This is a genomic window from Methylobacterium sp. 17Sr1-1 (assembly GCF_003173775.1).
Lineage (GTDB): Bacteria > Pseudomonadota > Alphaproteobacteria > Rhizobiales > Beijerinckiaceae > Methylobacterium.
The window spans coordinates 5,987,279-6,007,936 of sequence record NZ_CP029552.1 but is presented as its reverse complement, the minus strand read 5'-3'; the positions used below and the strand labels follow the sequence as shown (position 1 = coordinate 6,007,936).

Genomic DNA, 20,658 nt, shown 5'->3' with positions numbered 1-20,658 from the left:
CCGATCATCGTCATCCTCCAGGGCCGGTTCGTTGAAGAAAGCGTTCGTCAAATCCTACGGCTGCCAGATGAACGTCTACGACGCCTCCCGCATGGTCGACCTGCTCGGCCGCGAGGGCTTCGTCGAGACCGGCGCCGTGGAGGAGGCCGACGTCGTCGTCCTCAACACCTGCCACATCCGCGAGAAGGCGGCGGAGAAGGTCTATTCCGAGCTCGGCCGGCTGCGCGTCCTGAAGGGCGAGCGGGCGGAGGCCGGCCGCGACACCACGGTGGTGGTCGCGGGCTGCGTCGCGCAGGCGGAAGGGCGCGAGATCCTGAACCGCGCCCCGGGCGTCGACGTGGTGGTGGGCCCGCAGAGCTACCACCGCCTGCCGCAACTGCTCGCGGCGTCGAAGGACGGCCGCGTCGTCGACACCGAATTCCCGGTCGAGGACAAGTTCGACCACCTGCCGCTGCGCCGCACCCCGGGCGTCTCGGCCTTCCTCACCGTGCAGGAGGGCTGCGACAAGTTCTGCGCCTTCTGCGTCGTGCCCTATACCCGCGGCGCCGAGGTCTCGCGCCCGGTGGACAAGATCGTGGCGGAGGCCGAGCGCCTGGCAGCGGCGGGCGCCCGCGAGCTCACCCTGATCGGCCAGAACGTCAACGCCTATCACGGCGCGGGTCCTGACGGGCGCGACTGGACGCTCGGGGAACTGTTGCACCGCATCGCCGCGATCTCAGGGATTCTGCGCCTGCGCTACACCACCAGCCACCCGCGCGACATGGACGAGGCGCTGATCGCCGCGCATCGCGACCTCCCGGCCCTGATGCCCTACCTGCACCTGCCGGTGCAGTCGGGCTCGGACCGGATCCTGCACGCGATGAACCGCAAGCACGACGGCGACACCTATCGCCGCATCGTCGACCGGGTGCGGGCGGCGCGGCCGGACATCGCGCTCTCCTCCGACTTCATCGTCGGCTTCCCGGGCGAGACCGACGCCGACCACGCCGAGACGATGCGGCTGATCGCCGATATCGGCTTCGCCAGCGCGTTCTCGTTCAAGTACAGCCCCCGCCCCGGCACGCCGGCGGCGGAGAGCGACGACGCGGTGCCTGAAGCCGTCAAGAGCGCCCGGCTCGCCGAGCTGCAGGCGCTGCTGGAGCGCCAGCGCCAGGACTTCAACCACGCCACGATCGGGCGCACCGTGCCGGTGCTGCTGGAGAAGCCGGGGCGGCATCCGGGCCAGGTCGCCGGCAAGTCGCCCTATCTCCAGGCGGTGCAGATCGAGGGCGACGTCTCGGCGATCGGCACCGTGATCCCGGTGCGGATCACCCGGGCCGGCTCGAACAGCCTGTTCGGCGAGGCGATCACCGCAGCTCCGGCACCCGCGACGACGGCCGATGCGGCCGCGACGACGGCCGCCGCGTGAGGAACGACAGGATGGCGACGGGAGAGGCGGGCGGGCGCGGGCCGAGAGGGCGCGACTCCGCGCGCGAACGGGAACTCGCCCCGCGGGCGGTGGCGGGCCTGAGCGAGGCGGCCGAGATCGCCCTCACCTTCGACGACAACCGTCTGGCGAGCCTGGTCTTCGGCCAGTACGACCAGAACGTCGCCCACCTCGAGCGGCGGCTCGGCGTGGTGGCGACCGCGCTCGGCAACCACGTCGTGGTCAAGGGCCCGCCCGATTCGACCGAGCGGGCGCGCCGGGTGCTGGAGCTGCTCTACGCCCGCGTCCGCGACGGGGGCGGAACGCCGCTGACCCTCGGCGACGTCGACGGGGTGATCCAGGAATCCTCGCTCCAGGGCAACCTGTTCTCCCCGGCCGAGGCGCCGGCGGACGGCGAGCGGCCGTCCTTCGACCAGATCGCCACCCGCCGCCGCGGCGGCGTGCGGGCCCGCAACGCGGCGCAGGACGCCTACATCAAGGCCCTGCGCGCCCACGAGCTGGTCTTCGCCGAAGGCCCCGCCGGCACCGGCAAGACCTGGCTCGCCGTCGGCTACGCCGTCTCGCTGCTGGAGCAGGGCCATGCCGAACGGCTGATCCTGTCGCGTCCGGCGGTCGAGGCCGGCGAGCGGCTGGGCTTCCTGCCCGGCGACATGCGCGAGAAGGTCGATCCGTACCTGCGCCCGATCTACGACGCGCTCTACGACTTCATGGAGGCGCGCCACGTCGACCGGGGCCTCCAGACCGGCATGATCGAGATCGCGCCGCTCGCCTTCATGCGCGGCCGCACGCTGACCAACGCGGTGGTGCTCCTCGACGAGGCGCAGAACACCACCTCGATGCAGATGAAGATGTTCCTGACCCGATTGGGCGAGAACTCGCGCATGATCGTCACCGGCGATCCGAGCCAGATCGACCTGCCGCCGGGCCAGAAATCCGGCCTCGTCGAGGCGGTGCGGATCCTCGACGGCGTCGAGGGCATCGGCCGGGTCACCTTCCGGGACGTCGACGTGGTGCGCCACGACCTGGTGCGCCGGATCGTCACGGCCTACGAAGCGGACGCGCACGAGCATCGTGACGAGCCCGCCCAGCGGCCGACGCCGCCGCGCCGGGGACCGCTGCCGTGAGTGACGAGAACGAGATCGATGTGGCGATCGAGGACGAGCGCTGGGAGACCGTCGCGCCCGATCTCGAAGGCTTCGTCGCGAAGGCCGTCGAGGCGGCGCTCGCCATCGTGCCGCCGGGCGGACCGATCGAGATCAGCATCGTGCTGACCGACGATCCCGCGGTGCAGGAGCTGAACCGGACCTGGCGGGGCAAGGACAAGCCGACCAACGTGCTGTCCTTCCCCAACGAGCAGCCGCATGGCGGCGGCCCGCGCCTCCTCGGCGACGTGGTTCTTGCGTATGACACACTCCTGCGCGAGAGTGGCGAGCAGTCCAAGCCCCTCGACCACCACCTCGCCCATCTCGTGGTTCATGGCACGCTGCACCTCCTCGGTCACGACCACGAACTCGGCGACGCCGAGGCCGACGCCATGGAGGCGTTGGAGGTCGCGGCCCTGCGGCGCCTCGGCGTGCCGGACCCGTATGGCGACGCGGTGGTCTAGGCCGCGGACGCCCTCACCCCAGACGCGAGAGACATGAGCAACGATCGAAGTCGCAGCGCCGCCGCGACCGCGCAGGCGATCCCGGAGGACGACAGTCCGGGGCGCGAACCCTGGTATGATCGCCTTCTGAACATCTTTCACCTGAAGCCGCGCGACGCCCAGCGCGACGGCCTCTCGGACGCCCTCGCCGAGATGCAGGCCGGCGACCACCCGGTCTCCGCGGTCGAGCAGGCGATGCTCAAGAACGTGCTGAGCCTCCACCGGGTGCGGGTCGACGACGTCATGATCCCCCGGTCCGACGTGGTGGCGGTCTCGATCGACACCGCGCTCGGCGACCTGCTCAAGGTCTTCCGCGGCGCCGGCCATTCCCGCCTGCCGGTCTACGGCGAGAGCCTGGACGACCCCCGCGGCATGGTCCACATCCGCGACTTCGTCGACTACATGGCGAGCCGGGCCGAGGCGGGCGGCGACCGCCTGCCGGACCTCGCCGAGGTCGACCTCACGGCGACGCTGGCCACCACCCGCATCCTGCGCCCGGTGCTGTTCGTGCCGCCCTCCATGCCGGCGATCGACCTGCTCGCCCGGATGCAGGCGAGCCGCACCCACATGGCCCTCGTCATCGACGAGTACGGCGGCACCGACGGCCTGATCTCGATCGAGGACCTGATCGAGGTCGTGGTCGGCGACATCGAGGACGAGCACGACGTCGCCGAGACCCACCGCGTCCTCAAGGTCGACGGCGAGAGCGAGATCTTCGTCGCCGACGCCCGGGCCAGCCTCGACGACGTCGCCGAGGCGACCGGGGTCGACCTCGCGGCGGCGGTGGGGGAGGCGGCCGAGGAGGTCGACACCCTCGGCGGCCTGATCGTCACCCTCGCCGGCCGGGTCCCGGCCAGGGGCGAGGTCATCGCCGTGCCGGGTGACTTCGAGGTCGAGGTGCTGGATGCCGATCCGCGGCGGATCAAGCGCCTGCGCATGCATCGCGGCCTCGCCCGGCTCGAAGGACCGGAGGCGCCGCTCGCCCTGCCGCCGCCCGGCGGCGAGGCCGTGCGGGCCGATTCCGCGGCCTGATCCCGGCCTCGCCTCGCTCGCGGCCACGCGGGCGGCCGGTTCCGGAGCGGCCATGATGTAGAAACAAGGACCTGAGAGGAACGGGCCGCGCGGTTCCGCTCGGGAGCCGTCCACGAGCCCGCCTTTCATGCACGACACCGATACCGGCGGGGCGGCGCTCGTCCTCCCGGCAGCGCCCATCGGCCTCGCGCCGCTCGCCCACCGCATCGCCCTCACCGCCGGCTGGACCCGCCTCGCCCTGGCCTGGCTCGCCGGCGCCTGCGGGGCGCTCGCGATGCCGCCCTTCGGCTTCCTGCCCGCCCTCTGCATCGCCCTGGTGCCGGCGGTCTGGCTGCTCGACGGGGCGGCCACCGCCTCCTCGCGCCTCGGCCGGCGCGCCGGCACGGCGCTCGCCGCCGGCCTGATCGGCTGGGCCTGGGGCTTCGGCTACCTCACCGCCGGCCTGTGGTGGCTCGGCGCCGCCTTCCTGGTCGAGGCCGACCAGTTCGCCTACCTGATGCCGCTCGGCGTGCTCGGCCTGCCGGCCGTGCTGGGGCTGTTCTACGGCGCGGGCTTTTCCGCCGCCCGCCTCCTGTGGTCGCCGGGGCCGGGCCGGATCGCCGCGCTCGCCTTCGGCGTCGCCGGCGCCGAGTGGCTGCGCGGCCACCTGTTCACCGGCTTTCCCTGGAATACGCTGGGGATGGCGCTGGGCCAGAACCTCTGGCTGATGCAGGCGGCCTCCGTCGTCGGGCTCTACGGGCTCACCGTGCTGGCGGTGCTCTGCGCCGCGGCACCCGCCACCCTCGCCGATGGCGGCGGACAGGCCCGGCGGTGGGGCCCGCCCATGGGCGCGCTCCTCGTCCTCGCGGTCCTGGGCTTCGGCGGCGCGTTGCGCCTGCCGGCCGGGCCGATGCCGGAGGTGCCCGACGTGCGCCTGCGCCTCGTCCAGGCCAACATCCCGCAGGATGCCCGCTTCAACCCGCGCAACCGCGAGGGCATCCTCGAGCGCTACCTCGGCCTCAGCGACAGCGCCACCGCGCCGGACCGGCAGGGCCTCTCCGACGTCACCCACCTGATCTGGCCGGAATCCTCGTTCCCGTTCCTGATCCAGCGCGATCCGCAGGCGCTGCGGCGGATCGGCAGCGCGCTGCCGCCCGGCACGCTGCTCGTCACCGGCGCCGCGCGGGCCGACGAGCCGCTGCCCGGCGAGCGCCTGCACTTCTACAATTCGATCCTGATGATCGGGCAGGACGGCCTCGTCGGCGGGCGCTACGACAAGCTCCACCTCGTGCCGTTCGGCGAGTACCTGCCGGGGCCGGTCGACAGCCTGCTGCGGGCGCTCGGTCTCAAGCAGTTCGTGGCGGTGCCGGGTGGCTTCACCGCCGGCGAGGCGCATGAGCGGCCGCCGCTCGCGGTGCCGGGCCTGCCGCCGGTGGCGCCGTCGATCTGCTACGAGGCGATTTTCCCCGGCGCCGTCGCCTCGCACCGGGAGCGGCCCGGCCTGCTCCTCAACGTCACCAACGACGGCTGGTTCGGCGATACGCCCGGCCCGCGCCAGCACTTCGCGCAGGCGCGCCTGCGCGCGGTCGAGGAAGGGATTCCTCTGGTGCGGGCTGCCAATACGGGGATCAGTGCGGTGGTCGATCCTTACGGTCGGGTGACGGGCATGTTGTCGGTCGGCACCGAAGGCGTTCTCGACCGCAACCTGCCGCGAAACCTTAGGGAAAGCACAGCGTACGTACGATTCGGCGATGTTTTTTTCACCATCATGCTCTTAGGGTGCGGGGTGATGGCCCTGGCGGCGCGCGTCCGGCGCGCGCCCGTCCCGCCCCGCGGAGCGTCGATGTGAAGAAGGCACCCGATCCGGTCGATCGTCATGTCGGGCACCGCGTGCGCGTCCGGCGGCTTCTCGTCGGCGTGAGCCAGGAGAAGCTGGGCGATGCCCTCGGCGTGACGTTCCAGCAGATCCAGAAATACGAGAAGGGGACCAACCGGATCAGCGCCAGCCGGCTGCGCCAGATCGCCGACATGCTCGGCGTGCCGGTGAGCTTCTTCTACGAAGGGGCGCCGCGCCCGGACGGCGGACGCGAGGAGGGGGCGGCCGAGCCCGCCTCCGACCTCGCCGCCAACGACGTGTTCTGGACCAGCCAGGACCTGCAACTGGTGCGCGCCTTCCAGCGCATCACCGACCACCAGGTGCGCCGGCGCATCATCAGCCTGGTCGAGGCGATCGGCGCCGGCACCGCGCCGCCGGACGCCACCGAGTGACGGATCCGGCGGGCCGGGGTTGCAAAGGTTTCGCTGCCCAGCCCGACGCTGCCACGATATGACCCTGCCGAGCGCGTGCACAAGCGCGACGAGCTCGCGCGGATGCGCGACGAACTCGCGCGGATGCGCGACAGGGAGGGACGGTCTTGCGGAGCATCGAACGGGAGCCCGGCGCCGGGGTCGCGCGGCCGGAGCGGGCGGGGGCCGGCTTTTCTCCGGTCCTGATCGGCCTCGGGCTGATGCTGGTCGCCTTCAATCTCCGGCCCGCCCTGTCGAGCGTCGGTCCGCTCCTGCCCGGCATCCGGGCCGAGACCGGCCTGTCCGGCGCCCTCGCCGGGGCGCTGGTGACCCTGCCGGTCCTGTGCCTCGGGGTGTTCGGCCGCCTCGCGCCGCTGCTCGTGCGGCGCATCGGGCCGGATGCGGGGGTGCTGGCGGCCCTGGTGGTGCTGGCGCTCGGCCTCACCTTGCGCGGCCTCGGCGGGGTGCCGCTGCTCTTCCTCGGTTCGGTGGTCGCCGCCGCGGCGATCGGGATCGTCGGGGTGATCCTGCCCGGCATCGTCAAGCGCGACTTTCCCGATCGGGCCGGGCTGATGACCGGCCTCTACACGGCTCTGCTCTGCCTCGGCGCCGCCGCCGGGGCCGGCTTCACCGTACCGGCGCGCCGCGCCCTCGATCTCGGCTGGGACGGGGCGCTGATGCTGTGGGCGGCGCCCGCCCTGGTGGCGGCCGCCGCCTGGCTGCCCTTCGTGCGGGGCCGGCCGCTTCCCTCCGCCTCGGCCGCGCGGCCGAGCGGCCGGCTGTGGCGCGATCCGCTGGCCTGGCAGGTCACCGCCTTCATGGGCCTGCAATCGTCGCTCGCCTACATCGTGTTCGGCTGGCTGCCCGCCGCCCTGGTCGACCGGGGTTTCGACCTCGTGACCGCCGGCCTCGTCGCCTCGGTCTCGGCGCTGGCGCAAGGAGCGCTCGCCCTCGTCGTGCCGACGCTCGCCGCGCGCCGGCCCGACCAGCGCCCCTGGGTGGTGCTGGTGATCAGCCTGCCGCTGGTCGGCTTCACCGGGCTCCTGCTCGGGCCGCTGGCCTTGGCCTGGGGCTTCGCGCTGCTGCTGGGTCTCGGCCTCGGCGGCTGCTTCGGCCTCGCCTTGACGCTGATCGTGCTGCGGGCCGGCGATCCCCGCGCCGCGGCCGAGCTCTCCGCCATGGCGCAGGGCGTCGGCTACTGCTTCGCGGCCCTCGGGCCGTTCCTGGTCGGCATCGTGCACGATCTCAGCGGCGGCTGGGGCTTGCCGGCGGCGCTCTACGCGATCTTGTGCGTCTCGGCGGGAAGTTTCGGGCTGCTCGCCGCGCGGGACCGGACGGTGCGGATCTGAGCGGCGATTCGGACACGCCGAAGAGACGCTTCCGCTTCGCTCGTCCCACCCTCGACCTCATCCTGAGGTGCGGGTGAACGAGCCTCGAAGGAGGTCTCCAGACGCCTCTGATACCAACGGCCTAAGATGCCGACGCATCAACGTCGATCTCGGGCCTGCCCGAGATCGACGAGGCCGTTGTCCCATCTCGAATTTTCGACCCCAAGCCAAAGGTTTGGCGAAAATTCGAGAACGGAAAAGGGGAGACTGGACCGTCCTGTCAGTTGCGCACCAGCGCCTCGAGCACCTTTGCCCCGGGCCGCCCGGTCTGCGGCATGCCGAGGCGGCGCTCGATGTCCTTGATCGCCTCGCGGGTCTTGGCGCCGACCCGGCCGTCGGGCTCGCCGACGTCGTAGCCGCGGGCGGCCAGCGCGCTCTGCAGGCTGCGGCGCTCGGCGCGCGACAGCGGCGGGTCGTCGGTCGGCCAGGCGGTCTGGACGCCGGCCTTGCCGCGCAGGCGGTCGGACAGGACCGCGATGGCGAGGCCGTAGGATTCGGCGGCGTTGTAGGAGTAGATCGCGTCGAAGTTTTTCGTCACCAGAAACGCCGGGCCGTTGGCGCCGGCCGGCGCCAGGATGCCGACCGGCCCCTCGGCCGAGAGCGGCCGTCCGTCGAGCCGGGTGACGCCGAGCGAGGCCCAGTGCGCCACCGGCTTCTTGTTCTTGCGCCCCGCCGCCGAGACGTTGAAGCCGGAGGGCAGCCGCACCTCGTAGCCCCAGGGCTGGCCGTTGTGCCACTTGGCGACGCGCAGGAAATTGGCGGTGGAGCCGACCGCGTCCGGCACCGAATCGACCACGTCACGCCGCCCGTCGCCGTCGAGGTCGACGGCGAGACGGTGATAGGTGGTCGGCATGAACTGGGTCTGGCCGAAGGCGCCGGCCCAGGAGCCGGTCAGGCGCTCGGGCGCGATGTCGCCCTTGGCGATGATCTTCAGGGTGGCGATCAGCTCGGCCCGGAAGAACTCGCGCCGCCGGGTGCCGCCGCAAGCCAGCGTCGCGAGCGACTGGACCAGCGGCATCTTGCCGAGATTCTTGCCGAAATTCGATTCGACGCCCCACACCGCCGCGATGGTGTAGCGGTCGACGCCGTAGCGCGCCTCGGCCTGGGCGAGGGCGCTCGCGTGCTGGCGCATGGCGGCGCGACCGTCATCGACCCGCTCGTCGTCGACGAGGGCGGCCATGTAGTCCCAGATCGGGGTCTTGAACTCGGGCTGGGCCTGGGACAGCTCGATCACCTTGTCGTCGAAGGTGATGCCGGCCGTCGCCGCCTGGAACGCCGCCGGCGACACGCCGGCCGCCGCCGCATCCTGGCCGATCCCGGCGAGGCAGGAGCGGAAATCCGCCAGAGCCGCCTGCGGCAGGCCGATCCCGGCGAGGCAGAGCAGGGTGGCGGCCTTGAGGGTCGCGCGCCGCGTCATGAGCAAGAAGTCTCTCCCGTTTCGCCGATCCAAGCACCGGAATAGGGCGGCATCAGGGTTAAGGAAAACCTGACGTGATCGGCGATCGGAGGGGATTTGCCGCGGCGAACCGCCCTCCGACCTTGCGGGATTACCGGTCGAGCGTAGCCGTACGCGCCCTGACGGCGTCTCGCGCCGTCGGGCTGAACCGGCGATCAGGCCCAGGGCCGCTCGGCGAGCTTCTGCTCGTAGGCGTCGATCGCCGGCGCCTTCTCGAGGGTCAGGCCGATGTCGTCGAGGCCGTTGATGAGGTTGTGCTTGCGGCCCGGATCGATGTCGAAGTGCAGCGTGCCGCCGTCCGGCCCCTTGATGAGCTGGTTCTCGAGGTCGATCGTCAGCGTCGCGTTGGCGCCGCGATTGGCGTCGTCGAGGAGCTTTTCCAGGTCCTCAGGCGCCACCGTGATCAGCAGGATGCCGTTCTTGGCGCTGTTGTTGAAGAAGATGTCGGCGAAGCTGGTCGAGATGATGCAGCGGATGCCGAAATCGGCCAGCGCCCACGGCGCGTGCTCGCGCGACGAGCCGCAGCCGAAATTGTCGCCCGCGACCAGGATCTTGGCGTTGCGGTAGGCCGGCTGGTTGAGGACGAAGTCGGGGTTCTCCGAGCCGTCGTCGCGGTAGCGCATCTCGGAGAAGAGGCCCTTGCCGAGGCCGGTGCGCTTGATCGTCTTCAGGTACTGCTTGGGGATGATGCGGTCGGTGTCGACGTTGACGATCGGCAGCGGCGCCGCGACGCCCTCCAGCACGGTGAACTTTTCCATGGGTCGCTTCGTCCGAGATGCGCGCCGCGCGGGACAAATCCCCGCGCGGCGTCAGTTCGGAGGTGTTCTAGCAACTCGCCGGTGCGGCGGGAAGCGCGAGGCGCGTCAGCGCGAGCGGGTCGCTAGCGCGAGCGGGTCGCTAGCGCGACCCCGACAGCTCCAGCACGTCGTCGAAGGTCCGCAGGCCCGGCCGCGGCGAGTTCACCAGCACCGCCATGTTGCCCGGCGCGTGCTGGTTCTTCCACATCTTGGTGTGGGCCTCCGGGATCTTGTCCCAGGGGAAGAGCTCGCTCATGCAGGGATCGACCCGGCGGTCGATGACGAACTGGTTGGCGGCGGCCGCCTGCTTCAGGTGGGCGAAGTGCGAGCCCTGGATGCGCTTCTGGCGCATCCAGACGTAGCGGGCGTCGAAGGTGATGTTGAAGCCGGTCGTGCCGGCGCAGAACACCACCATGCCGCCGCGCTTCACCACCAGCGCCGAGACCGGGAAGGTCGCCTCGCCCGGGTGCTCGAACACGATGTCGACGTCGTTGCCCTTGCCGGTGATGTCCCAGATCGCCTTGCCGAACTTGCGGGCTTCCTTGGTCCACTCGTTGAACTCGGGCGAGTTGACCTTGGGCAGCTGGCCCCAGCAGTTGAAGTCCTTGCGGTTGATGACGCCCTTGGCGCCTAAGCTCATGACGTAGTCGCGCTTCGACTCGTCGGAGATCACCGCGATGGCGTTGGCGCCGGCCGCGGCGCAGAGCTGCACGCCGAACACGCCGAGGCCGCCCGAGGCGCCCCAGATCAGCACGTTCTGGCCCGGCTTGATCGTGTGCGGCGCGTGACCGAACAGCATCCGGTAGGCGGTGGCGAGCGTCAGCGTGTAGCAGGCGCTCTCCTCCCAGGTCAGGTGCTTGGGCCGGTGCATCAGCTGGCGCGACTGCACCCGGCAGAACTGGCCGAACGAGCCGTCCGGGGTCTCATAGCCCCAGATGCGCTGCGTCGGCGAGAACATCGGGTCGCCGCCGTTGCACTCCTCGTCGTCGCCGTCGTCCTGGTTGCAGTGGACGATGACCTCGTCGCCGACCTTCCAGCGCTTCACCTTGGCGCCGACCGCCCAGACGATGCCCGAGGCATCCGACCCGGCGATGTGGAAATCGGCCTTGTGGACGTCGAACGGCGAGATCGGCTCGCCCAAGCCGGCCCAGACGCCGTTGTAGTTGACGCCGGCGGCCATCACGAGGACGAGCACCTCGTCGTCGCCGATCGACCAGGTCGGCAGCACCTCGATCTGCATCGACTCTTCCGGCGGCCCGTGCCGTTCACGCCGGATCGCCCAAGCGTACATCTTCGACGGGACGTGGCCGAGCGGCGGGATCTCGCCAATCTCGTACAGGTCCTTCAGCCCGGGCCCACCCTTTGCAACCGGTTCCACCGCGGCGCTCGCTGCCATCGCGGACCCCTCCCTTGAAATGATGCACTGCACCGTGGATTCTAGCGTCGTTCCAGGGGGCCTCAATAGCCCTTTTGGCGGCGTGGCCTACTTGTGGGCCTTACGTCAAGAATGACGGTCAAGCCGGGTGTGGCTACCATCCCGGCCCGCTGCGGCCATCCGGACCCGCGGGCGACGGGACAACGAGGGGCGAGGGCGCAAATGGGCGAACCGGACGTCAAGCGGGACAAGCCGTGGATCATCCGCACCTATGCGGGCCACTCGACGGCGGCGGAATCGAACGCGCTCTACCGCGGCAACCTCGCCAAGGGGCAGACCGGTCTCTCGGTCGCCTTCGACCTGCCGACCCAGACCGGCTACGACCCCGACCACGAGCTCGCTCGCGGCGAGGTCGGCAAGGTCGGCGTCTCGATCGCCCATCTCGGCGACATGCGGACCCTGTTCCAGGACATCCCGCTCGCCCAGATGAACACCTCGATGACCATCAACGCCACGGCCCCCTGGCTGCTGGCGTTGTATCTCGCGGTGGCGGAAGAGCAGGGCGCGCCGTTCTCAGCGCTGCAAGGCACGACGCAGAACGACATCATCAAGGAATACCTGTCGCGGGGCACCTACGTCTTCCCGCCGGGTCCTTCGCTGCGGCTCACCAAGGACGTGATCCTGTTCACGACGAGCCAGGTTCCGAAGTGGAACCCGATGAACGTCTGCTCCTACCACCTGCAGGAGGCGGGGGCGACGCCGGTCCAGGAGCTGTCCTACGCGCTGGCCGTCGCCATCGCGGTCCTCGACACGGTGAGGGACGACCCCGCCTTCGACGAGGCGAGCTTCGCCGACGTGGTCGGGCGGATCTCGTTCTTCGTGAACGCGGGCATGCGGTTCGTCACCGAGATCTGCAAGATGCGGGCGTTCTGCGATCTCTGGGACGAGATCACCCGCGACCGCTACGGCATCGACGATCCGCGCAAGCGCATTTTCCGCTACGGCGTGCAGGTGAACTCGCTCGGCCTCACCGAGCAGCAGCCGGAGAACAACGTCCACCGCATCCTGATCGAGATGCTGGCCGTCACGCTGTCGAAGCGGGCACGGGCCCGGGCGGTGCAGCTGCCGGCCTGGAACGAGGCGCTCGGCCTGCCGCGTCCCTGGGACCAGCAATGGTCGATGCGGATGCAGCAGATCCTCGCCTTCGAGACCGACCTGCTCGAATACGACGACATCTTCGACGGCTCGACCGCCATCGACGCCAAGGTCGAGGCGCTGAAGGCCGAGACCCGGGCGGAGCTCGCTCGGATCGGCGGGCTCGGCGGGGCGGTGACGGCGATCGAGACCGGGCTGATGAAGCGGGCGCTCGTCGAATCGAACGCCAAGCGCATCGCCGCGATCGAGCGCGGCGAGCAGGTCGTGGTCGGCGTCAACAAGTTCCAGAACGGCGAGCCCTCGCCCCTCACCGCCGGCGACGGGGCGATCTTCACCGTCTCCGAGACGGTGGAGATGGAGGCGCAGACCCGCATCAAGGCCTGGCGCGCGCAGCGCGATTCGGCGGCGGTCGCGGCGGCGCTCGACGAACTCGAGGCCGCGGCGCGGGAAGGCCGCAACGTGATGCCGGCCTCGATCGCCTGCGCCAAGGCCGGTGTCACCACCGGCGAGTGGGGCGAGCGCCTGCGCCACGTCTTCGGCGAGTACCGCGCCCCCACCGGCGTGACGCCGGAGACAGTCACCTCGGGGGCGGCGGAGGAGGCGCGCCTGCTCATCGCCGATCTCGGCGAGCGCTTAGGCGAGGCGCCGAAGCTCGTCGTCGGCAAGCCCGGCCTCGACGGCCATTCGAACGGCGCCGAGCAGATCGCCTTGCGCGCCCGCGACGTCGGCTTCGACGTGACCTATGACGGCATCCGCCAGACCCCGGCCGAGATCGTCGCCAAGGCGCGCGAGCGCAACGCCCACATCATCGGCCTGTCGATCCTGTCGGGCTCGCACGTGCCGCTGGTGCGCGAGGTGCGGGCTCGCCTGCGCCAGGAAGGCCTCGACCACATCCCGGTCGTCGTCGGCGGCATCATCTCGTCCGAGGACGAGCTGGTGCTGAAGAACATGGGGGTCGCGGCGATCTACACCCCGAAGGACTACGCCCTCGACACGATCATGGTCGGCCTCGCCAAGGTGGTCGAGCGCTCGATCGCCCGGCGCGAGGCGGAAGAGGCGGCGCCGCGGCGGGAAGAGGTGTTCTGAGGGGGCGTTCCGGGGGAGGCGAGTGAGCGCCCTCGGTTTTGACATCCTCCGCGCCATTCCGGGGCCGCGAAAGCGGAGCCCGGAATCCAGGCACTCAGGTTGCTCAGAAAGAGGTGGAGCGCTTGTCGCTTTATCTTGGACCATCCGCGGTTCTGGATTCCGGGCTCCGCTTTCGCGGCCCCGGAATGACCCTGTGAGTTTGAGACTGTTGAGAGAATCGAAAAGGCCCGCCGCCTCGGGAACGAGGCGGCGGGCCTTTTCGATGTCACCGCATCAGAACCGATACGTGAAGTTGCCCTTCACCGCATGGTCCTGCGCCCGCTCGCCGGCCTGGCCGGTATAGGACACGCCGAGGGACGCCGCCGGGGAGAAGGCCCAGTCGATCCCGGCCTGCGCCACCACCGCGTCGCGGTTGATCGGCACGCCGGCGACCAGGAAGCCGGTCTGGCCGGCCCCGAAGGCGAGGAGGGCCTTCGGCACCACGTCGCCATAGGCCCGGCGCCAGCCGACGAGGCCGGTGAGATAAACGGGCAGGTCGGCCGAGAGCCGGGTCGAGCCGCGCACCCCCAAAGTGGTGGCGGCCAGGTCGTTGTCGCGGCCGAGGCCGGAGAGGGCCGCCGGGCCGCCGCGCTCGGCGAAGGCGTCCTGGCCGATGCGGATCGCGGCCGCGCCGACGAAGGGCTCGATCACCGCCGCCCCGAAGGCCAGCCGGTAGCCGACCTCGCCGAAGACCTGTGCGGTGAGGCCGCCGTAGCGGGCGCTCAGGCCCTGGGCGAAGCCGGGGGCCAGGATGCTGCGCCGGAGCGACAGGCTGTTGCCGCCGGCCACGCCGCCGAAGCGGAGAGCCACCGGTCCGAGGGTCGTGCCGGCATAGAGGCCGCCGAAACCGCTCTCGATCACGCCGGAGGCGGCGCGGCCGGTGATGTCGAGGCTGGTATTGGTGTAGCCGCCGGCGACGCCGACGCGCCAGCCGCCGGGCAATCCGCCGAGATCGAGCCGGGTGTCGGCCCCGAGCACGAAGCCGCTGATCTGCCGCGACAGCGAGGCGGCGTTGCCGTCGCTCCGGGTGCGGCCGAAGGCGCCGAAGCCCTGGCCCCAGACGGCGTAAGCGGGCGGCTCGACCAGTTGCGCCGGCACCTGGACCGGCGGCGCGACCCGCCCCGGCAGGTCGGCGGAATAGGCCGCCGGCAGGCTCGGGGTCGAGAGGCCCGGGAACAGGGGAGCGTCCCCGGGATCGCCCCGGCGCAGCCGGTCGAGGATCGCCTCGCGGACGAAGAACGCGGTCTCGAACTGGGCCGTCACCGCGCTGGCATGGACCTCGCCCGACAGGGACGCGAAGGCGCTGCGGGCCGCCCCCGCATCGGTGTTGACCAGCACGGTCTCGTAGAGCGGGTTGCCGAAGCCCAGTCGCTCGATCGCCCCGCCCGTCGCCGCCTGGTTGCGGGTGGCGCCGATCGACGCGAAGGTCGTGGCGTTGCGCCCCAGCGTCAGGCCGATGCTGTTCGGGTCGTAATCGAGGCTCGCCCCGATGAAGGTGTAGCCCGGCGTCACGGCATCGAAGCGGCCGGTGACCCCCTGTCCCGCCGACAGGATGGTGGTGCGCTGGCCGAGCAGCCCGCGCAAGGCTCCGGGGCTCAAGGGCGTGCCCGTCCCCTCGGCCGCGACCGTCACGGTCCCGCCGTCGATCCGCGCCGCACCGGTGGCGCTGATGCGGTCGCTGCGCCCAGACGCCACCTCGACGGCGTAGAGCGAGCCTTGGGCGAAGCTGATGGTGCCGGCGACGTTCAGGGTGCCGATGCTGTTGCCCGGCGCCACCGTGCCGCCCGCGCGGACGTTAAGCCCGCCGAGCGTGCCGGTGCCGCCCAGCGTGCCGCCGGCATTGATGGTGGCGACGGAGGTGATCGAGCCGTTGACGGCCAGCAGGCCGCCATTGACCTCCGTCGCGCCCGTATAGGTGCTGGCGCCGGTGAGGATCAGCGCGCCGTCACCGGCCTTGGTCAGCCCACCTTGATAGATGCGGGTGAGGAAGGCCTGGTCGCGCGCCTCGCGGTAGGTGTATTCGATCTGCTGGTCGGACGTGGCGCCGGCCGGCAGGCCGTTGCTCCAGCCGCGGGCGGCCTTGTCCTGCAGCCAGGTCGCGTGCTCGGCCGAATCCTCCACCTGACGCTGGCGCAAAGCCGCATCTGAGATGTCGTTCGACCAGGTGTCGACCGTGCCGCCGGGCAGGGTGGCGGCGAAGCGGCCGAGGAACTGGCCCGGGCCGTTCATCGCCCGGCCGAGGTCGATCTTGCCCCAGCCGAAGGTCTCGTTCGGCCGGTCGGCCGGGCCGCTGCCGAGATGGGTCGCGGTGGTGAGCAGCACGTCGCGCGCCTGCTCGTTGGTCATGTAGGGAAAGCGCTCCATCACCAGCGCCAGCGCGCCGGTGACGTGGGGCGCCGACATCGAGGTGCCGCTCTTGTTGCCGTATCCGGCCACCCCGGTGGTCGAGGTGACGGTGCTGAAGATGTTGCGGCCGGGCGCGGCGACGCACCAGTACTTGGCCAGCCCGCAGCGGTTGAACGCCGTGCCGTCGTCGATGGTCAGGCCCGAGGCGGCGATCCAGCGCGATTCGAGGTCGGGCTCGAAATAGGGCAGGGCGGCCCGCACCGTCGGGTTGTTCACCCCGGCATTGCCGGCGGCGAAGACCATGATCGTGCCGTATTGCCGGGTGGTCTCCGCCACCGCGTCGAGCCAGTCGGGCCGGCCCTGGAACTTGGCGTAGCCGGCCGCGACCCCGGCGATCGTGTTGTAGTTCTCGGAGGGCGGCGGGCTGCCCCAGGACGAGTTGATCGCCCGCGCGCCGGCGGCCGCCAGGTTGCCGTAGGCGGCCTTGAAGTACGTGTAGTCCTGGTTGGCGCCGTAGATCGACGAATCGGTGGCGTTGGTGTTGGTCGCGAGCAGGGTCGCGCCGAAGGCGACGCCGTGCATGCCGGTGCCGTCGCGCCGCGCCACGATGGTGCCGTCGACATGGGTGCCGTGGTCGTCGTTGGTGCCGCGGATCCAGGTGCCCGGCACCGAGAACGGGCTGCCGGCCGAGAACAGGTCGCTGCGCACGCCGGCGGCGGTCTCGTAGCGGTAGCCGTTCGCCAGGTAGGTGCCCTGGACCGTCAGCGGCGTCACCTGCCCGGCGAATTCCGGATGAGTGGCGAGGAAGCCGGAATCGACCGAGCCGACCACGACGCCGCGGCCGGTGATGCCACGGGCGTAGGCCTGGTCGGCCCGCATCGAGGTCAGGCCCCAATCGGCGAGATATTCCGGCGTCCGCCAGCTCGCGGCGTCGCCGACGCGCCCCGGATCCTGGGTGCCGGCCGACTGCGCCAGAGCGGCGTAAGAGATGGTCGAGCAGAGGAGCGAGATCAGGCCGCGGGCGGCCATCACCTTGCGTCTCGACGCTGACTGGATTTGCATCAAATTGCCTCGATTTGGCCGCGGTCTGTGGCGACTTCTTCTTCAAGGACGACGCGCCTCGGCGCCGACAACGATGCTAGCCGCGAAAAAGCCCGATTGGGGCCGCGAACGTTTCGCAATCGTGTATTTCCCGCGCCCCGTGGCAGAAACGTCACGAAACCGGCCCGCGCCGGAGCCGCGGGCGGGAACCGATACTCCTTGGGGGCATTGAGCCGGGCAGTCCCGTCGCGAGGTGCCGGCATGACCCAGCAGATCCCGATCGGCCCCGATTCGGTCTCCGACGAGCCCGCCGGCCCGGACGGCACACACGGCTTGCGCCCCGACCTCGCCTACCAGCGCCACGTCCTCGTCAACGTCGCGTATCTCGGCGCGCCCGGCGCCGGCGACCGCGGCTGGGTGCTGGTCGATGCCGGGATCATGGGGTCGCGTGGTGCCATCGAAGCGGCCGCGGCGGCGCGGTTCGGCGCAGGGGCCCGGCCGGCGGCAATCGTCCTCACCCACGGCCATTTCGATCATGTCGGGGTGCTGGAGGACCTCGCCGAGGCCTGGGACGTCCCCGTCTGGGCCCATCCCCTGGAGCGCCCCTATCTCGACGGCAGCGCCGCCTATCCGGCCCCGGACCCGAGCGTCGGCGGCGGTCTCGTCGCCCGGCTCTCGCCGCTGTTCCCGACGAAGCCGGTCGATGTCGGCGCACGCCTGCGCCTGCTGCCGGAGGATGGCGGCGTGCCGCCGCTGCCGGGCTGGCGCTGGATTCACACCCCGGGTCATTCCCCCGGCCACGTCTCGCTCTGGCGCGCCGCCGACCGGGCGCTGATCGCCGGCGACGCCTTCGTCACGACGGCGCAGGAATCGGTCTACGCCGTCGCCACCCAGGCGCCCGAGATGCACGGCCCGCCGCGCTACCTCACCACCGACTGGGACGCCGCCCGGCGCTCGGTCGAGGTTCTGGCGCAGCTCGAGCCGGAACTGGCGCTCACCGGCCACGGCCGTCCCCTGCACGGCCCGGGCCTGCGCCAGGCCCTGCACGACCTCGCCCGCGACTTCGCGGCGGTGGCGGTGCCGGAGCAGGGGCGCTACGTCGAGGCGCCGGTGCGCGCCGGCGATCCGGAGGCGACGCGGGCCCCCTGAGCGCCGCTCTCCCCGTTATTCACACCGCCTGCCATATCAGCTGGCGCAGGCACGAACGCAGCTTGACCGGGACGGCCTCGCCGTGGCTTGTTCACGTTATGTTCTAACGTGAGTCGGCGGCGGCCGGCTTCGTGCAGCGGCGAGCCAGATCCATGAGTCACGAGCCGGCGGAACGACGGGACGGGCGGGCGCCCGGCGTCGAGACGATCGCGGTCGCTTATCTCACGGCCGCCGGGGGCGATGCGGGCCTCGCGCTGCGCCGGGCGATCGCCGACGCGCTGGCCGATCTCGGCGAAGCCGAGCGGCGGACGCGCCAGAGGGACCGGCTGATCTCCCGTGGCTACGTGCGGGCGGGGCCAAGCGGGGAGACAAGGTGGCCGTGAGGGCGCCCACCCGAACCTTCCCCCGCAGAGGGGGGAGGGGTTCGGCGTCGCGGTCCACCTGCAACTCTTCGGCTTCCCTCACCCGTCGCGCCGCGTGCGCGCCGGCACATCGAGCACGCCCTCACCAACCCTAAAGCTTCACCACCAGCCGGGACGTCCGCCATGTCGATCCAGACCATCCATCACGACGTCATCCGCTACGACATCCGCCGCGACCGCGCCGGCTGGACGGTCTACGACGTGCGCACCGGCGCCACCGCGGTGATCGACGAGGTGCTGCAGGTCGGCCTCGCCATGGACGAGGCCGACGCCGTGGCGGACGCGCTGAGCACCGAGATCCCGCCGACCCCGTTTCCCGGGATGGCGCCGCGCTATGCCTGGTTCCAGGATCCGGCGCGGCCATGAGCCGTGAGGCTCGAGAGCACTTGAGCCGTCAGGCCCGAAAACCCTCGAACACCATCTGGTCGGCATGCGCCCGCGCGAGCCGCACCTGCGCCTCGGTCCGCACGGTCCAAGTCATCACCGGCATGCGGCCGAGCAGGCGGCAGAGATGGGTCGCGGCGTTCGGCAGGTCGTCGACGCGCCAGGACAGGAAGTCCGGGCGGCTCTCGGAAAAGTGCAGCAGGTGCGCCAGTCCGTGCCGCTGCGCCTCGGTCAGCGAGGCGTAGCCCGGGTCGTCGTGGCGGCTCTCCGCCACGATGCCGCGCGGGATCCCGGGCGCGAGCTCGGCGAGCCCCCCGACGATGGCGGGATCGAACGACTTCAGCGCCACCGGGCCGCCATCGGCGGCAACATGCGCCGCGACGATCTCCGCGGTGCGGCGGGCGAGCGCCAGGTCGCCGTCGAACCGGGTCTTCACCTCGACGACGAGCGGCGTGCGCCCGGCGATGGTCTGCAGGAACTCCGCCAGGGTGGGCACGCGCTCGGCGCTGCCGAGCACCGTCAGCTGCCCGAGAGCGGCGGCGTCGCGCTCGCGCACGAGGCCCTCAGTCCCGGTGAGCCGGCCGAGGCCGGCATCGTGAAAGACCATCGCCTCGCCGTCCCGGCTGAGCTGGACGTCGCACTCGATCGCGTAGCCGCCGGCGATCGCGGCCTCCGCCGCCGCGATGGTGTTCTCGGGGATGCCGGCGTTGCGGTCGTGCAGGCCGCGATGGGCGATCGGGCGGGCGGTCAGCCAGTCGGGGGCGAGGCGGTCGTTCATCGAAGCATTTTCCCGACGAAGTGGACACCGGTTCGTCGCAGACAATGCGACAAACCAAAGATCGAGAACAGCGCCCGGTCGCGGCGCGATCGGGAGCTGTTCTCGTCAGCGAACCTCGAACAGGCCCTCGACCTCGACCACGGCGTCGAGCGGCAGCTCGGCGACGCCGATCGTCGAGCGGGCGTGGCGGCCGCGCTCGCCCAGCACCTGCACCATCAGGTCGGAGGCGCCGTTCATCACGCCCGCCACCGCCGAGAAGCCCGGCGCCGTGTTGATGAAGCCGCCCAGCCGCAAGCAGGCCACCACCGCGTCGTCGAGGTTGCCGGCCGCCGCGCGCAGCTGCGCCAGCACGTTGAGGGCGCAGTGCCGTGCGGCCTCGGCCGCCGCCTCCGGCGAGACCTGGGCCCCGACCTTGCCCTTGTGGGCCGGATCGATCTGGCCCTGGGCGTTGAAGGGCAGCTGGCCAGAGATCACCACCAGGTTGCCGCTGCGCTGGAAGCCGACGTAGTTCGCCACGGGTGCCGCGGCCGGCGGCAGGGTGAGGCCGAGCTCCTTCAGGCGGTCGAGGGTCGCGCTCATCTGTCTGGTCTCCCACCAGGCCCGCCCGGGCGTCGCCGCCGGGCATGTCGGGCCGGTCCGTCGTCCCGCGGCGCCCCCGCCGCGGCGCGGCCGGGACCGGCCGCCCGAGGGTCTGTGCCCGGAAGGAAGTCCCGCCGCAACCCCGGGCGAGGGGACCTTCCGCTGTCATCTCGGCGTCATCTTCAAGGCGCGGCGTTGACACAGCGCGCTCGTTCCATAGTATCCGCGCGCGCCGCCCTTCGAGGCGGCGCTTTGTTTTCCGGTCGACCGACTCACTCGACCGCGACGGAGACGA

Annotated in this window: 17 protein-coding genes; 11 read left to right on the top strand and 6 right to left on the bottom strand. The window is 71.4% G+C overall.

From position 1 onward, the window contains the following. Window positions 1-31: 31 nt before the first annotated feature. The 7 genes from miaB to DK412_RS27365 all read left to right on the top strand — a co-directional run bounded on the left by miaB (window position 32) and on the right by DK412_RS27365 (window position 7,717). Window positions 32-1,408: a tRNA (N6-isopentenyl adenosine(37)-C2)-methylthiotransferase MiaB gene (gene miaB / locus DK412_RS27395; protein ID WP_109974557.1), complete on the top strand. Its 1,377-nt coding sequence runs from the start codon at window positions 32-34 to the stop codon at window positions 1,406-1,408. An 11-nt stretch (window positions 1,409-1,419) separates the two neighbouring features. Further along, complete coding sequence (locus DK412_RS27390; protein ID WP_109974556.1) at window positions 1,420-2,550, top strand: PhoH family protein; 1,131 nt, start codon at window positions 1,420-1,422, stop codon at window positions 2,548-2,550. Next, window positions 2,547-3,032, top strand: coding sequence for an rRNA maturation RNase YbeY (gene ybeY / locus DK412_RS27385; RefSeq protein ID WP_109974555.1), 486 nt, complete (start codon window positions 2,547-2,549; stop codon window positions 3,030-3,032). Before DK412_RS27390 ends, ybeY begins: the two co-directional genes overlap by 4 nt. Window positions 3,033-3,065: 33 nt before the next feature. Next, window positions 3,066-4,103 (top strand): hemolysin family protein, encoded by a 1,038-nt coding sequence (locus tag DK412_RS27380; protein WP_109974554.1) that lies wholly within the window; start codon window positions 3,066-3,068, stop codon window positions 4,101-4,103. 127 nt (window positions 4,104-4,230) lie between these two features. After that, window positions 4,231-5,931, top strand: coding sequence for an apolipoprotein N-acyltransferase (lnt, locus tag DK412_RS27375; RefSeq protein ID WP_109974553.1), 1,701 nt, complete (start codon window positions 4,231-4,233; stop codon window positions 5,929-5,931). Further along, window positions 5,928-6,350 carry a helix-turn-helix transcriptional regulator gene (locus tag DK412_RS27370; protein WP_109974552.1) on the top strand — a complete coding sequence of 141 codons (423 nt, stop codon included), beginning with the start codon at window positions 5,928-5,930 and terminating at the stop codon, window positions 6,348-6,350. The genes lnt and DK412_RS27370 overlap by 4 nt, the downstream gene beginning before the upstream one ends. A gap of 146 nt (window positions 6,351-6,496) precedes the next feature. Continuing rightward, window positions 6,497-7,717, top strand: coding sequence for an MFS transporter (locus DK412_RS27365; RefSeq protein WP_245447321.1), 1,221 nt, complete (start codon window positions 6,497-6,499; stop codon window positions 7,715-7,717). 259 nt (window positions 7,718-7,976) lie between these two features. Here the strand turns inward: DK412_RS27365 and DK412_RS27360 are convergent, their stop codons facing one another. From DK412_RS27360 to ccrA, 3 genes are all read right to left on the bottom strand, one after another. Then, window positions 7,977-9,173, bottom strand: a complete 1,197-nt coding sequence (locus tag DK412_RS27360) for a lytic murein transglycosylase (RefSeq protein ID WP_109974551.1) — start codon at window positions 9,171-9,173, stop codon at window positions 7,977-7,979. 194 nt (window positions 9,174-9,367) lie between these two features. Beyond that, window positions 9,368-9,970, bottom strand: coding sequence for a 3-isopropylmalate dehydratase small subunit (gene leuD, locus DK412_RS27355; protein ID WP_109974550.1), 603 nt, complete (start codon window positions 9,968-9,970; stop codon window positions 9,368-9,370). Window positions 9,971-10,109: 139 nt separating this feature from the next. After that, window positions 10,110-11,405, bottom strand: a complete 1,296-nt coding sequence (gene ccrA / locus DK412_RS27350; protein WP_109974549.1) for a crotonyl-CoA carboxylase/reductase — start codon at window positions 11,403-11,405, stop codon at window positions 10,110-10,112. A gap of 201 nt (window positions 11,406-11,606) precedes the next feature. Between ccrA and DK412_RS27345 the strand changes: the two genes are divergently transcribed. Next, window positions 11,607-13,625, top strand: a complete 2,019-nt coding sequence (locus tag DK412_RS27345; RefSeq protein ID WP_109974548.1) for a protein meaA — start codon at window positions 11,607-11,609, stop codon at window positions 13,623-13,625. 273 nt (window positions 13,626-13,898) lie between these two features. Here DK412_RS27345 and DK412_RS27340 read toward each other — a convergent pair whose 3' ends face one another. After that, window positions 13,899-17,072, bottom strand: coding sequence for an autotransporter serine protease (locus tag DK412_RS27340; RefSeq protein WP_109974547.1), 3,174 nt, complete (start codon window positions 17,070-17,072; stop codon window positions 13,899-13,901). A 240-nt stretch (window positions 17,073-17,312) separates the two neighbouring features. Between DK412_RS27340 and DK412_RS27335 the strand changes: the two genes are divergently transcribed. From DK412_RS27335 to DK412_RS27325, 3 genes are all read left to right on the top strand, one after another. Then, entirely contained in the window at window positions 17,313-18,200 is an 888-nt protein-coding gene (locus DK412_RS27335) for an MBL fold metallo-hydrolase (protein ID WP_109974546.1), read from the top strand. A gap of 152 nt (window positions 18,201-18,352) precedes the next feature. Then, complete coding sequence (locus tag DK412_RS27330; protein ID WP_109974545.1) at window positions 18,353-18,583, top strand: hypothetical protein; 231 nt, start codon at window positions 18,353-18,355, stop codon at window positions 18,581-18,583. 162 nt (window positions 18,584-18,745) lie between these two features. Next, a complete protein-coding gene (locus DK412_RS27325; protein WP_109974544.1) occupies window positions 18,746-18,988 on the top strand; it encodes a hypothetical protein in 243 nt (80 codons plus the stop codon). A gap of 28 nt (window positions 18,989-19,016) precedes the next feature. On the opposite strand, the gene DK412_RS27320 is transcribed toward DK412_RS27325, so the two are convergent. Both DK412_RS27320 and DK412_RS27315 read right to left on the bottom strand, forming a co-directional pair. Further along, a complete protein-coding gene (locus DK412_RS27320) occupies window positions 19,017-19,784 on the bottom strand; it encodes a glycerophosphodiester phosphodiesterase family protein (protein WP_109974543.1) in 768 nt (255 codons plus the stop codon). A 105-nt stretch (window positions 19,785-19,889) separates the two neighbouring features. Then, a complete protein-coding gene (locus DK412_RS27315) occupies window positions 19,890-20,363 on the bottom strand; it encodes a RidA family protein (RefSeq protein ID WP_109974542.1) in 474 nt (157 codons plus the stop codon). Between the last annotated feature and the right edge of the window lie 295 nt (window positions 20,364-20,658).

Coding starts and splice junctions, on each gene's coding strand:
- DK412_RS27390 (WP_109974556.1), top strand. CDS start 1,420: ATGGCGACGGGAGAGGCGGGCGGGCGCGGGCCGAGAGGGCGCGACTCC.
- DK412_RS27380 (WP_109974554.1), top strand. CDS start 3,066: ATGAGCAACGATCGAAGTCGCAGCGCCGCCGCGACCGCGCAGGCGATC.
- lnt (WP_109974553.1), top strand. CDS start 4,231: ATGCACGACACCGATACCGGCGGGGCGGCGCTCGTCCTCCCGGCAGCG.
- DK412_RS27360 (WP_109974551.1), bottom strand. CDS start 9,173: ATGACGCGGCGCGCGACCCTCAAGGCCGCCACCCTGCTCTGCCTCGCC.
- leuD (WP_109974550.1), bottom strand. CDS start 9,970: ATGGAAAAGTTCACCGTGCTGGAGGGCGTCGCGGCGCCGCTGCCGATC.
- ccrA (WP_109974549.1), bottom strand. CDS start 11,405: ATGGCAGCGAGCGCCGCGGTGGAACCGGTTGCAAAGGGTGGGCCCGGG.
- DK412_RS27345 (WP_109974548.1), top strand. CDS start 11,607: ATGGGCGAACCGGACGTCAAGCGGGACAAGCCGTGGATCATCCGCACC.
- DK412_RS27340 (WP_109974547.1), bottom strand. CDS start 17,072: ATGCAAATCCAGTCAGCGTCGAGACGCAAGGTGATGGCCGCCCGCGGC.
- DK412_RS27335 (WP_109974546.1), top strand. CDS start 17,313: ATGACCCAGCAGATCCCGATCGGCCCCGATTCGGTCTCCGACGAGCCC.
- DK412_RS27330 (WP_109974545.1), top strand. CDS start 18,353: ATGAGTCACGAGCCGGCGGAACGACGGGACGGGCGGGCGCCCGGCGTC.
- DK412_RS27325 (WP_109974544.1), top strand. CDS start 18,746: ATGTCGATCCAGACCATCCATCACGACGTCATCCGCTACGACATCCGC.
- DK412_RS27320 (WP_109974543.1), bottom strand. CDS start 19,784: ATGAACGACCGCCTCGCCCCCGACTGGCTGACCGCCCGCCCGATCGCC.
- DK412_RS27315 (WP_109974542.1), bottom strand. CDS start 20,363: ATGAGCGCGACCCTCGACCGCCTGAAGGAGCTCGGCCTCACCCTGCCG.